Source organism: Acinetobacter sp. YH12142 (assembly GCF_013418435.1).
Lineage (GTDB): Bacteria > Pseudomonadota > Gammaproteobacteria > Pseudomonadales > Moraxellaceae > Acinetobacter > Acinetobacter amyesii.
In genome coordinates, this window is sequence record NZ_VPCB01000002.1 from 145,457 (window position 1) to 157,747 (window position 12,291).

At 40.6% G+C, this 12,291-nt stretch carries 11 protein-coding genes and 1 tRNA gene; 2 read left to right on the plus strand and 10 right to left on the minus strand.

The annotated features are described in order from the left end of the window. Nucleotides 1-101: 101 nt before the first annotated feature. The 10 genes from FTU77_RS02430 to FTU77_RS02475 all read right to left on the minus strand — a co-directional run bounded on the left by FTU77_RS02430 (nt 102) and on the right by FTU77_RS02475 (nt 9,819). On the minus strand, nt 102-719 hold the full coding sequence (locus FTU77_RS02430) for a DapH/DapD/GlmU-related protein (RefSeq protein WP_180054460.1): 618 nt from the start codon (nt 717-719) through the stop codon (nt 102-104). Further along, a complete protein-coding gene (locus FTU77_RS02435; RefSeq protein ID WP_180054462.1) occupies nt 712-1,311 on the minus strand; it encodes a YigZ family protein in 600 nt (199 codons plus the stop codon). The genes FTU77_RS02430 and FTU77_RS02435 overlap by 8 nt, the downstream gene beginning before the upstream one ends. A gap of 102 nt (nt 1,312-1,413) precedes the next feature. Next, on the minus strand, nt 1,414-2,604 hold the full coding sequence (locus tag FTU77_RS02440; RefSeq protein ID WP_078193562.1) for an HlyD family type I secretion periplasmic adaptor subunit: 1,191 nt from the start codon (nt 2,602-2,604) through the stop codon (nt 1,414-1,416). Nucleotides 2,605-2,607: 3 nt separating this feature from the next. Continuing rightward, nucleotides 2,608-4,734, minus strand: a complete 2,127-nt coding sequence (locus FTU77_RS02445; protein WP_180054464.1) for a type I secretion system permease/ATPase — start codon at nt 4,732-4,734, stop codon at nt 2,608-2,610. Beyond that, nucleotides 4,731-6,254, minus strand: coding sequence for a TolC family protein (locus tag FTU77_RS02450; RefSeq protein ID WP_180040100.1), 1,524 nt, complete (start codon nt 6,252-6,254; stop codon nt 4,731-4,733). The genes FTU77_RS02445 and FTU77_RS02450 overlap by 4 nt, the downstream gene beginning before the upstream one ends. A gap of 166 nt (nt 6,255-6,420) precedes the next feature. Further along, nucleotides 6,421-7,164, minus strand: coding sequence for an LPS export ABC transporter ATP-binding protein (lptB, locus tag FTU77_RS02455; protein ID WP_180040050.1), 744 nt, complete (start codon nt 7,162-7,164; stop codon nt 6,421-6,423). Next, on the minus strand, nt 7,164-7,730 hold the full coding sequence (gene lptA, locus FTU77_RS02460; RefSeq protein WP_180054466.1) for a lipopolysaccharide transport periplasmic protein LptA: 567 nt from the start codon (nt 7,728-7,730) through the stop codon (nt 7,164-7,166). Before lptA ends, lptB begins: the two co-directional genes overlap by 1 nt. Continuing rightward, on the minus strand, nt 7,720-8,262 hold the full coding sequence (lptC, locus tag FTU77_RS02465; RefSeq protein WP_180027055.1) for an LPS export ABC transporter periplasmic protein LptC: 543 nt from the start codon (nt 8,260-8,262) through the stop codon (nt 7,720-7,722). Before lptC ends, lptA begins: the two co-directional genes overlap by 11 nt. A gap of 35 nt (nt 8,263-8,297) precedes the next feature. Next, complete coding sequence (locus FTU77_RS02470) at nt 8,298-8,837, minus strand: HAD family hydrolase (RefSeq protein WP_078188762.1); 540 nt, start codon at nt 8,835-8,837, stop codon at nt 8,298-8,300. A 4-nt stretch (nt 8,838-8,841) separates the two neighbouring features. After that, on the minus strand, nt 8,842-9,819 hold the full coding sequence (locus FTU77_RS02475; RefSeq protein WP_078188763.1) for an SIS domain-containing protein: 978 nt from the start codon (nt 9,817-9,819) through the stop codon (nt 8,842-8,844). A 355-nt stretch (nt 9,820-10,174) separates the two neighbouring features. Here FTU77_RS02475 and cysS point away from each other — a divergent pair, with 355 nt between their 5' ends. After that, entirely contained in the window at nt 10,175-11,596 is a 1,422-nt protein-coding gene (gene cysS / locus FTU77_RS02480; RefSeq protein ID WP_180054468.1) for a cysteine--tRNA ligase, read from the plus strand. A 62-nt stretch (nt 11,597-11,658) separates the two neighbouring features. Continuing rightward, nucleotides 11,659-11,734 (plus strand) — tRNA-Gly (locus FTU77_RS02485). Nucleotides 11,735-12,291: the final 557 nt, after the last annotated feature.

A 12,291-nucleotide genomic window follows, 5' to 3' on the forward strand; every position in this document is an offset into this window, starting at 1 on the left:
TATAAAATGTTGTTTGTTATTTTTAACTTATCACAACTCTGTTTCACTGTGCATGCATTTGTGTAAGCATAAAAATGATTTATGACCTATTTGGTGATTATTTATTCACGATATCGAATGAATTTTGCAGGATTACCCACAATAATGGCACGTGCTTCAACATTTTTCGTCACCATACTGTTCATACCGACCACAGCCTGCTCAGCAATGTGAATGCCATCCTTGATTCCAACATGCGCCCCTAACCAAACATCACGCTCTATCTCAATCCCTTGTGATCGTACAGCCTGCTGATAAATGGGTTGATTAACATCCATTCCATGATCAAAAGCGTATAAATGGCAATATGCCGCCATACGAACCTGATCGTGAATTTTGATGCCCACTCGCCCACCATCTAAAATACAGTGATGATTGATCGCCACTTCATTGCCTATTTCTATTGGGCCATGCAAAGTGCAATCCGCCGCAATAAAGCTGTTATCTCCAATAACAATCTTACGTCCCGGTTCGGCAAAAATATGAGCCAATGGCGATATAAAACAGTTTTCACCAATTTCAACGGTTTCCATCGATTTGAGATAGTCTTGATATTCCTGTTGCCAAGCTTCGGCCCAACCACGATTTTTCGGTTTAAGTGACCAATACAACCAAGGCATATAATTCAGACGATGCTTATGTTGCTCTCGATATTTCAATAATGGATCTTGTTCATTCATCTTCATCAGCCTCGATGATATGCAATTGTTCACGTCCGCGAGTTACATCTTGAATCTTTAACTGTAGCGGTTGGATTTGATGAATTTGCAATGCTGCAAGTACATTTACGCCCTGCGCTGTATAGTCTTCCTGAAATTCAATTTGCTGCTGATTGAGTTCATATTGGAAAATTGCCCATTCATTAAACTGACAACTAAATTGCACTTTTTTCTTCTCAATAAGTTCAATTTTTTCAGCTTGTAAAAGGCATTGACCTGCACAGCCACCATAGGCACGTACCAATCCCCCTGTCCCGAGCTTAATTCCGCCATACCAACGATTAACCAAGACCAACACGTTGGTTAGGTCATTCCCTTCTATGGTTGCTAGAATGGGCCGACCTGCTGTGCCTGAAGGCTCACCATCATCATTAAAACGTACGGTATGTCCAATTTTCCATGCCCAACACTGATGTGTTGTTGAGATATCTTTATGGGCTTCGAGAAATTCTTTAACGGCTTGTTCATTTTCCACAGGAACTGCGATGGCTTGAAAACGACTTTTTTTAATGTCTTCTTCATATTCAAACTGTGCGGCGAGTGTAAATGGCATAACGTCTTTAGATCCTATATCAAAGGATATTATAGCGTTTTTTGAAAGACTTACATCCACAAAAAAGCCCCCAATGCTGGAGGCTTGATTGGCACTGCGCTATTAACGTTCGCGAAGTGCTTCTTTTGCTTTATTGAATGGCTTGATTAAGTACTCAAGTACAGTTTTCGAGCCGGTACGGATATCAACTGTCGCCACCATACCCGGAGTGATACTAAAACTTTTACCTTCTTTATTGCTTAATTTATCACTATCTGTACGAATATAAACACGATAATAGAACTGATCTTGTTTCACTTCATCACGTAAAGTATCTGGTGAAATGACGGTCACTTTACCTTTTAGACCACCATAGATCGAATAGTCATATGCCGTAATTTTCACTAAGGCTTCTTGACCCGGACGAATAAAAGCAATATCTCGCGGTGAAATACGTGCTTCTACCAAAAGCTGTTCATCCAAAGGTACAATAGTCATCAATTTACCATTTTGCGGAATCACACCGCCCAATGTCATCACATCAATCTCTTTGACCACACCACGAACTGGAGATTTAAAAACGGTACGGCTCAGCGTATCCGATTTGCCTTTCACCACTTGTTGCTGCGATTCAATATCAGTATTGGCTTTCGACAATTCTTCCCGTGATTTCACCAAATATTGGTTACGGACATCATTTAACTGATTTTGTAAGTCATTCGCTGAACGCTTTAAACGAAGTACTTCAACTTCACTTGCTGCCCCTTTAGCAACGAGCGGCTCAGTCATGGCCAATTCTTGTTGAACTAACACCAATGCCTGTTTTAAGCCGGCAACAGATTCTTCCAAGTTTGCACGACGTGAATGATATAAAGCTGTTTCTTCCTTCACTAAAGCTGGAATCTTTTGAACATCTTCAGGAAAGGTTAATGGTGTACCATTCACTTCTGCACGTAAACGTGCTGCTGTCGCACGTGATGCCACAAGTAAAGACTCGGTTTCACCAACATTTGATGCGAAGCGTGTTGGATCGAGTTGCGCAAGGACTTGACCTTGTTCAACAATTTGACCTTCCTTCACATTCAACTTGGTTAAAATACCTCCCTCAAGCGACTGAACAATTTGTTCTTTCGAAGATGGAATCACTTTACCTGTCCCTGTAGAGACTTCTTCTAATTTAAACAACCAAGCCCAAACTAAAAGGATTGCCAGACCAATCGTAATAATCCAAATGATTAAACTCGATTTCGGTAATGGTGGCTCTTTAAAGCTGACTTTGGTCGAGCGTTGTATTTCTTGTTTATTTTCACTCATGATTTAAGCCCCAGCTACTTTTTTCTGAGCATTCTGATTCAGAATTTGATCACGAGGCCCATCCATGACAATTTTACCTTCATTCACCACAATAATGCGGTCAACCAACTCAAGTACCGCACGGCGATGTGTTGCTACCACCATAGTTCGGTTTTGTAAATAACCTTTTAAATGATCGATCAACTGCTTCTCAGATACGTCATCAATGGCTGCTGTAGGTTCATCAAGCAATAAAATATTGGGTTGACGAATCAATAAGCGTGCAAGCAACAAAGCTTGGCGTTGACCGCCAGAGAAGCCTACACCACCTTCTAAAATGATATGGTCTAGCCCTTCTTTTTTCTCTTGAACAAAGTGAATTGCACCCGTAATTTTCAGTACTTCAATCAATTGTTCATCCGTAGCCAGCGGAGCACCCAAGGTCAAGTTTTCACGAATCGTACCATAAAATAACTGTGAATTTTGGTTCAATAGCCCCATATCACGGCGTACATCTGCGGGGTCAATTAAAGACAGCTCAATCCCATCTAATTTAACTTTGCCTTGTACTGGCGTTTGCATACCCGATAACAATTGGAGTAGCGTCGACTTACCAGCACCGTTACGGCCCAAAATTGCGATTTTTTCTCCAGCCTTAATTTCCAGTTTTGGAATTAAAAGACTTGGACGTGGGTCATCTTCACCATACTTAAATGACACACCATTGAGTTCATAATGACCATTAATTGATGGTCGATGAATAAGATGAGAATAATCCGGTTGATCGACAGGTTTCTTCATGAGCTCATCCAGACCGGCTTTTGCCACTTTAGCCTGTTGTAAACGACCTAATACCCCTGCCAGTGCAGAAATCGGTGCCAACATTCGTGAAGACAAAATCGAACAAGCCACCAAAGCACCTGTGGTCATTTCACCTTTCATCACAGCAAAACAGCCGACAAGTACAACAATTGCAAACGTTAGACCCTGAATTTTTTGCGTCCATGCCGACATTAAGCCTACAATTTTACGTTGACGCATGCTGACATCAGCAGACACTTCATTCATGTGGTTCCATTGGTTTTGGAAACGTGATTCAGCACGAAGTAATTTGATATCCTCCATACCTTGCACAGATTCAACCAATAAGGCATTACGAATCGAAGACTCGCGCATACCCATTTGTGCAAGTTTAGCCAATGGTTTTTGCGCCAAAATCCCTGGAATAATCATCAAAGGAACCACCAACAGCATAACCCAAAATAGATTGCCGCCAATTAACCAGAAGATGAACAGGAACAAGAAGAAAAACGGTAAGTCGGCAATCGCAGTAACAGTCGTCGAGGTGACCATTTCGCGTACCCCTTCTAATTCACGAATCTGTGAAATAAAAGTACCTGTAGATTTTGAGCGTTCGCTATTTTTAATTCTTAATGCATGACCAAATACACGATCTGAAATTTTCAAATCGGCACGTTTACCAATAATATCCGACAAATAAATTCGTGAAACACGTAATGCAAACTCAAATATCGCTGCAATTAACACCCCACCCGCAAGTACCCATAAAGTCGGCACAGATTGAGATGGAATGACACGGTCGTACACATTCATTGAGAATAAAATGGTGGCTAGGGCCAAGATATTTGCCATTAATGAAGCAAACATAATGTCGATGTAGCGTTTCCAGTCTTTTAAAACGATCGACCAGAACCAATTTTTTTCAAACGGCTTGATGTATTCATCAACACGTGCATCGGGTACAGATGACTCTGGACGCAGAATATATATATTGCGAACGCCATGGCTCAATCGTTCAATAGAGAAGACTTGAGATAAACCTTCATCTCCGCTCAATTGGACACTGGCATTACCGTCTACGTCGATGCGTTCTACCACACCCACTTCACCACTGATAAACTCAACCAATACAGGTAAGCGCCATGGATTGAGCAGATTTATGTCGTATTTGTTTTTACGAACACTTAATCCAATTTGGCGTGCCATAACTGCGACCAGTTCATCGGCATTTTTGTGTTGATCCCAATCCAACTGCAACCGTATACGTTCTTCAGAGGGTTCAATTCGATAATGCTTTGCAATATTCAGAACCGCTTGTAGCCACGGTTGATAATTTATTGTATTACTCATGGCTGAACTTCAAACCCCTGAATAGATATATTATTAAGTTCATAGATATTTCGTGAACGCCCTGTCACTTGGATGTACTGTGCAAGTGCTGAGTAGATATCATATTGCGATGTCACAATTTCTTGTGCGGCACTATGTATGGCTTGCTCTGCATTCAGTAGATCGACAACCGTTCGAGTGCCTAATTTATATTGTTCTTGATACAGCTCTTTGGTTCTTACCGTTGTTTCACGGCGCTGCACCAATATCGACATTTGACGCTTTTTATTTTCGATTTGTTCACGAATCATTCGGACTTGATCAATCACATCCAAATACACTGTATTTACTTGTGCTTTTGCTGCTTCTTCTGCATAGCTTGCGGCACGTGTTTGCGCTGCAATTGCACCACCTTGGTAAAAATTACTGGTGGCTTCCAACATGATTGAATTATATAAACCATCATCTTCATCATTATTTGGATTACGGCCATTCACCGCCTGACTCAGACTGCCTTTGACATTGAGGGTTGGATAAGCACTTAATTTTGACTGTTGCTTTTGCAGTTTGGCAACTTGAACTCCAGCCTGTGCTTTCATCATGCTCGGAATCATCTTGAAGTCCGGATCCTCATATAAAGCCGCTGCAGTTAAGATCCGATCGGGTATCACCCAATTGATCTGACTTACATCAAAACCTAACAAGGTACGAAGTCGCTGTTGGTACTGTCGAAGTTGAGTTTCTTGCACAATTAAATTTGATTCCGCAGCTTCTAAATTTGACTTGGCTTGAATAGGGTCTGCTTGACTACTGATCCCTGCGGTTGCACGTAAATTAGCAATCTCAGCAATCCGACTCACACCGGCAATTTGCTGCTGCGCAATTTTAGCAACTTCTTGATATCGTTTAATGTTGATAATGGCATTTGCAACATCAAAAGAAACTTCATCTAAATTTACAAGTACATTAGCCTGCTCTTGTAACATTTTTGCTTCTTCGATACCGACAGCACTTTTGGTTTTACCAAAGTCATATAACATCTGCGTCGCATTTAAAGATACCAACTGACGTCCACGCTCGCCTTTAGTCAGATCTGCAGTGCTCAATCCACCTGAAATTTGGGGATAATATGCAGCATTCGCTAGGTCAATATTAGCGTTTTGCGATGCGACTGTAGCAATACTTTGTGTGATTTCTGGACGTCTTTGGACGGCGATATGTATCGCATCAATAAAACTTAGATTCTTCGCTACTGTGTTTGGATTATAGCTGCCTTGTTGTGTTCGACCATAAGCAACGGCTGGCATTTCTTGGACACGTGAGGTATCTAAATTATATTTACTGAGTTCGGTGATGTTAATTTTTTCGGCAGAAGGTTTAGGCTTATTAGGTAAAAAAATCTTATCTAATGTCTTTTGAATGGTACTTTGTGCAGTGCTAGTATCTGCTGCATACACTGAACCAATGGAAAAGGGTAATAATAATATACAAAAGAAATTACACTTATTTTTACGCGGACGCCCAACTTCTGGACCATTCATCTTTCGTAATCGCATGATTTTTGCAGGTCGTATTTTTAGTTTAAAGTATACTGAATTCTTGTTAATTTTTTAGATTAATCGCTCAGTTTTTGTCATTTCAGACAATAACATAAACCCGCTGAACCAAACTAGCGCCATTCAACGGGAAATTTCTTATATTATTCAATTAAACGATAAAATCATCACCAAGATAAACTTTACGTACCGTTTCATCTGCAAGGACTTCTTCTGGAGTACCTTCTGCAATCACTGAACCTTCGCTCACGATATAAGCATGCTCACAAATCGCAAGGGTTTCACGCACATTATGATCTGTAATTAATACGCCAATACCACGATCTTTCAATGTTCGGATAATGTCTTTGATATCACCCACTGAAATAGGATCGACCCCTGCAAAAGGTTCATCTAGCAACATAAATTTAGGGTCTGCCGCTAACGCACGCGCGATTTCCGCACGACGACGCTCACCACCCGACACACTCATACCAAGAGAATCTTTGATGTGTGTGATTTTAAAGTCGGCAAGCAATTCCGTTAAACGTTGCTGACGTTGTTGCTTATTCAGATCTTTACGGGTTTCTAAAATCGACATGATATTTTCAGAAATGGTTAATTTTCTAAAAATAGATGCTTCTTGAGGTAGATAACCAATACCTTTACGTGCGCGCTCATGCATTGCCAAGTCAGACAAATCAAGATCATCTAAATGAATCTCACCTTTATCCATACGCACCAGGCCAACAACCATATAGAAACTTGTGGTTTTACCTGCACCATTTGGACCAAGTAAACCCACAATTTGACCACTTTGCATGCTAAAGGATACATCCTTTACCACCCAACGCTTACTGTAGTTTTTGGCTAAATGTTTAATACATAAAGTTTGAACTTGCGAGGTTTGCTCCATTAATCACGTGCTCCTGGGAAGGACTTAGTGCTTGATGGTGGGATCACGATTTGTACACGACCTGAAGAAGATCCAGATTTATTTGGTGTACCTTCAGCAACGATATCGCCTTTATTCATACTGTATTTCAGGCTATTACCCCGAATACTTGCACCATCTTGTTGCAACAAAGCACCACCCGTCATGGTGATAATACCTGTTTCAGCATTGTAGATAATCTTCTGTGCTTGGCCTTTTGCATAGCCTTTGGCAGGGTCAGTTTTTTGTTGGAAATGTGCTGGCCCACCCGTTGCTGTAATCGTACTAATCTCTTTTTTGCTGTTTAAATTCGCAACGATTGAGTTTGCCTGAAGCTTCATCGAACCCTGTTCAATGATGACATTACCGGTATACGTCGTAATCCCAGTTTTTTCATTAAATGTTGCACGATCGGCAACCAATGAAATCGGTTGATTACGATCTGAAGGCAAAGCAAAAGCTGCAACCGAACATATCGCCAGTGAACCGAGTAGCACTGTCCGTTTTAGGAAAGTTTTTGCAGTTTTTCGATTAAAATTATGGTTCATACTTTCCTCGAATATTAAAAAATTCGTATTGACCGTCGTTTAAATTTGCTTTTAAACCTTGGCTGACAAATTCGGCTTGTGGTGAAATCACCGTTACAGTCTTGTCCGTTTCTATTTCACGCTTTTTTGGAAAAGCAGTTAGTTCCTCAGTACGAAACTCCATTTGCCCTTCACGCATCAATTTCGTTGCAACCACATTGTCACTCAGTACGACTTTTTGGTTATCATCCATACCATTGGCTTGTTTGGCAAAAAACGTGGCATCGACAGCACCATCTTGATAGGTCGATGCTTTCAGATTGACCAAATGAGACGTTTGCTTTTGCAAATCCTGCTCAAGTCGATCGACTTGCGCACGAATATGCAATTTTCCCTGCTCATCGGTCTGCGTCAGGTTAATGTTTTCAGCTGAGTAAGTCATACTTTTCGAAGAGTCCGCCTGAAGCTTATTACCCTTTCCACCGAAATAGTAAAAACCACCGCTTACTGCAGCAATGACCACAGCTGTCACGTATAAAACTTTAGTATCCATAAGCGGAGATTCAATCCAATGACTGCATCAATTTATTAATAAGGTGCACTTGCATATTTTTCAAGTAGTTCCTGGTATACACCTTTAGAAACTAAAAGCATATCGCAGATTTCACGAACAGCACCACGTCCACCCATCGCCTGAGTAACAAGATCTGCACGGCGACGTACTTCTAAATGTCCATTCGGTACGGTCACTTTCATCCCCGCAATAGCAAAGGCTGAAAGATCGGGCCAATCATCACCCATATATAGGCAATCTGAAGGATCAATACCAAACTGTGCACAGGCTTCAGTCAAGGCAACACCTTTGTCTTCACGTCCTTGAAAGACCAAATCGACACCTAAGTCAGACATGCGTTTTTCAACAATATTACTTTTACGGCCAGTAATAATGATGACTTTGATACCCGCTTTTTGCACCAACTTCATGCCTAAGCCATCTCGAATATCAAAAGATTTGATTTCATCGCCGCTATTGGTCAACGTTACAAATCCATCACTTAAAATTCCATCTACATCCAGTACTAGTGCTTCTATGTGACGCGCTTGTTCTAGCAATACATACGATGCCATTTTCTTAATTTACCCCAGCCTGAATCAGATCATGCATGCTGATAATCCCAATCACTTTATTGGTATCATCAACGACTACAAATTGTGTAATTTTCTTTTCGTTCATACGTTCTAAAGCATGTACCGCGCGTTCTTCTTGTGAAATCGTCAAAGGATTTTTAATCATCACTTCTGAGACTTTCATATTCACGTCAAAGCCTTGCTGTTTATCAATCAAACGACGTAAGTCACCGTCGGTAAATATACCCAATAAGGTATCGTTTTCATCGACAATCGTGGTAAGACCCAAACGTTTATTTGAAATTTCATACAGAACTTTATTCATTGGTGTCTCTGGCGACACTTTTGGTAAGTCTTCACCTGTATGCATAAGATGCTTTACATGCAATAACAAACGTTTACCCAACGCTCCAGCAGGATGAGAACGTGCGAAATCATCTGAAGTAAAGCCACGTGCATCCAATAATGCAACTGCAAGGGCATCACCTAAGGCTAATGTTGCAGTGGTACTAGAGGTCGGTGCTAGCCCCAAAGGGCAAGCTTCTTGAATATTGCCCAAGGTCAATGCGACATCGGCATTTTGTGGCATGGGACCTTTATTGTCGCCACTCATGGTAATTAAAGGAATGCCCAAATGTTTAATCAACGGCATGAGCATCATAATTTCATCACTCTTACCTGAGTTTGAAATTGCAATGAGCACATCACCTTTTACCAACATGCCCAAATCACCATGTCCAGCTTCACCCGGATGCATGAAGAAAGATGGTGTACCTGTCGAGGCAAACGTAGCGGCCATTTTACGACCGATATGACCCGATTTACCCATACCAGTAATCACTAAACGCCCTTTGCACTGTAAAATGATTTCGCAGGCTTGGCTAAAACGATCATCTATTTGCGTCGCTAATACTTGTAAAGCATGCTCTTCAATACGCAAAGTTTCTAATGCGACTTTCTGAAAATCGACTTGATTCGGCATATTTGGTGGATTCAAAGTTGTTATACCTTAAGCCGTGAGAGGTGCGCTCTCACTTTCAAAATAAAAAATTTTCACAATTTTATCATATCTATGCAAATAGCACGTTTCCAAATGTATAAGAATTCATGAATTATGCAGAAAAGATGCATTTCTTCATTTTTATCTTCCGGACAGATAAATTGAATTCAGCACTCGAATGAGATTCAGACCGAATCCAATTAACCTTCTACGCTATTTTTAGCAACGCAAAGACATCAAGTATTAAAAAATATCTGCTTTTTTGGGTTTTAACTTTATGAATAAAAATGCTTAGGTTAAGATGAGCGATCTTTTGGTAGAAACAATTTGAAGACCTATGCAACCTTTTGTTCTATATAACTCAGAGCAACGTAAAAAAGTAGAATTCGTACCTCGTAAAGAAGGACATATCGACATGTATGTCTGTGGAATGACCGTGTATGACTACTGTCATATTGGTCATGCTCGAGTTATGGTTGCATTCGACTACATTATCCGTTTCCTGCGCAGTCAGGGCTGGAACGTTAAATACGTTCGCAACATTACCGATATTGACGACAAAATCATTGCCCGTGCCAATGAAAATGGCGAAAGCATTACTGCTTTAACCGATCGCTTTATCAAGGCCATGAACGAAGATGCTGCCAATTTAGGTTGTGCAGCACCTGATGAAGCACCACGTGCAACAGACTATATCGATCAAATGCAGAATATGATTGGTAACTTAGTCAACAAAGGTACAGCATATCCATCTGCAAATGGCGATGTTTATTTTGAAGTTGAAAAGTTTGCCAAATATGGTCGTCTTTCGGGTCGTAAACTTGACGATATGCAGGCTGGTGCTTCTGAACGCGTTGATGTAGAAGTAGAAAAGAAACATCCTTTTGACTTCGTGCTTTGGAAACATGCCAAAGAAAATGAACCTTCTTGGGCTTCGCCTTGGGGCAATGGCCGTCCGGGCTGGCATATTGAATGTTCAGCGATGTCGACCTGCTGCTTAGGCAACCATTTTGATATTCATGGTGGCGGTTCAGACTTAACTTTCCCGCATCATGAAAATGAAATTGCGCAATCTGAGGCATCTACTGGCGAACAGTATGTTAATTACTGGATGCACGTCGGCTTTATTAATGTCGATGGCGAAAAAATGTCGAAGTCTTTAGGTAACTTCTTCACTATTCGTGATGTGATGGATAAATTCCACCCTGAAGTGATTCGCTTCTTTATTGTGTCATCACATTACCGTAGCCCAGTAAACTTCTCTGACACTGCTTTAAAAGAAGCGAAAAATACCCTTTCCCGTTTCTATCATTCATTTAAAGCTTATCAGCAAGTCTATGGTGAAAAAACCGTAGAAACTTTGGATGATGCTTTAGTTGAGCGCTTTAATGCCGCTATGCGTGATGATTTCAACACCGCAGAAGCAATTGCGGTATTGTTTGAAGTCAACAAAGAATTGAACCGTGCCGTAAAAGATGAAAATGCTGAACAAGCGGCTGTGTATTATTCGACATTGCGTCACTTAACCAATATTTTAGGTTTGGTTCAGCATAATGTTGATGAATTCTTAAAATCAGATATTGGTCAGGAAGCTCTAGGTCTCTCTGAAGAGCAAATTGAAGATTTAATTCAACAACGTAAAGATGCGAAAAAGGCCAAAGAATTTGCCAAAGCAGATGAAATTCGTCAATCTTTGTTAGATCAAGGTGTTGTCCTTGAAGATACTCGTCAAGGTACTATTTGGCGCCGTGCTGATTAATTGAGCAAACAGAAGCATAGAGAGTTGACAGTTGTGTGAAATTCTCTATAATTCACCTCATTGCGGGAATAGCTCAGTTGGTAGAGCATAACCTTGCCAAGGTTGGGGTCGGGAGTTCGAGTCTCCTTTCCCGCTCCAGAATACGAAAAACCCTCATCGAAAGATGAGGGTTTTTTTATGTCTAAATTTTTCTTCAACGGCTTATTTTTAGATTTATTTACTCATGTTATGCACATAAAAGTAATTTCGCATTTAGGGATTGAATAAAGAGATTAGCCTTCGGCTGGAGGTACTCTTACGAAACGTTGTTTTTCATTCGGCAAAATGAGATGCGAAGCTTCGCAAGGAAACCATCTTGCGGTGCAATGCACCTCACCAACAAAACTCGTTCACTACCGTCAAATTATTCAACGTATCGCAAAAACATTTTTGATTAGAAGTCGTCCTGTCTCAAACAATTGCGCATGACATTACCGCGTATCTTTATTATTTGAAGCAAAGTACGCTTCTGATGTTACTGCGTCACATCAGTGATTTATTATATTGTAGCGACGTTAATAGGCCTTAATTTCTTCCCAACGATTAAGGCTTTCCTTATTGCAGTATGACCTTTCGCCTACCTGTTAAAAAATAATCTGATGAAATGCTCATCTCGGCTATTTTCCTCAATTTTTCTCCATAATTTTCCGTTATTC

Coding starts and splice junctions, on each gene's coding strand:
- FTU77_RS02475 (WP_078188763.1), bottom strand. CDS start 9,819: ATGCCGAATCAAGTCGATTTTCAGAAAGTCGCATTAGAAACTTTGCGT.
- FTU77_RS02470 (WP_078188762.1), bottom strand. CDS start 8,837: ATGGCATCGTATGTATTGCTAGAACAAGCGCGTCACATAGAAGCACTA.
- lptC (WP_180027055.1), bottom strand. CDS start 8,262: ATGGATACTAAAGTTTTATACGTGACAGCTGTGGTCATTGCTGCAGTA.
- FTU77_RS02435 (WP_180054462.1), bottom strand. CDS start 1,311: ATGCCATTTACACTCGCCGCACAGTTTGAATATGAAGAAGACATTAAA.
- FTU77_RS02450 (WP_180040100.1), bottom strand. CDS start 6,254: ATGAATGGTCCAGAAGTTGGGCGTCCGCGTAAAAATAAGTGTAATTTC.
- FTU77_RS02430 (WP_180054460.1), bottom strand. CDS start 719: ATGAATGAACAAGATCCATTATTGAAATATCGAGAGCAACATAAGCAT.
- lptA (WP_180054466.1), bottom strand. CDS start 7,730: ATGAACCATAATTTTAATCGAAAAACTGCAAAAACTTTCCTAAAACGG.
- cysS (WP_180054468.1), top strand. CDS start 10,175: ATGCAACCTTTTGTTCTATATAACTCAGAGCAACGTAAAAAAGTAGAA.
- FTU77_RS02445 (WP_180054464.1), bottom strand. CDS start 4,734: ATGAGTAATACAATAAATTATCAACCGTGGCTACAAGCGGTTCTGAAT.
- FTU77_RS02440 (WP_078193562.1), bottom strand. CDS start 2,604: ATGAGTGAAAATAAACAAGAAATACAACGCTCGACCAAAGTCAGCTTT.
- lptB (WP_180040050.1), bottom strand. CDS start 7,164: ATGGAGCAAACCTCGCAAGTTCAAACTTTATGTATTAAACATTTAGCC.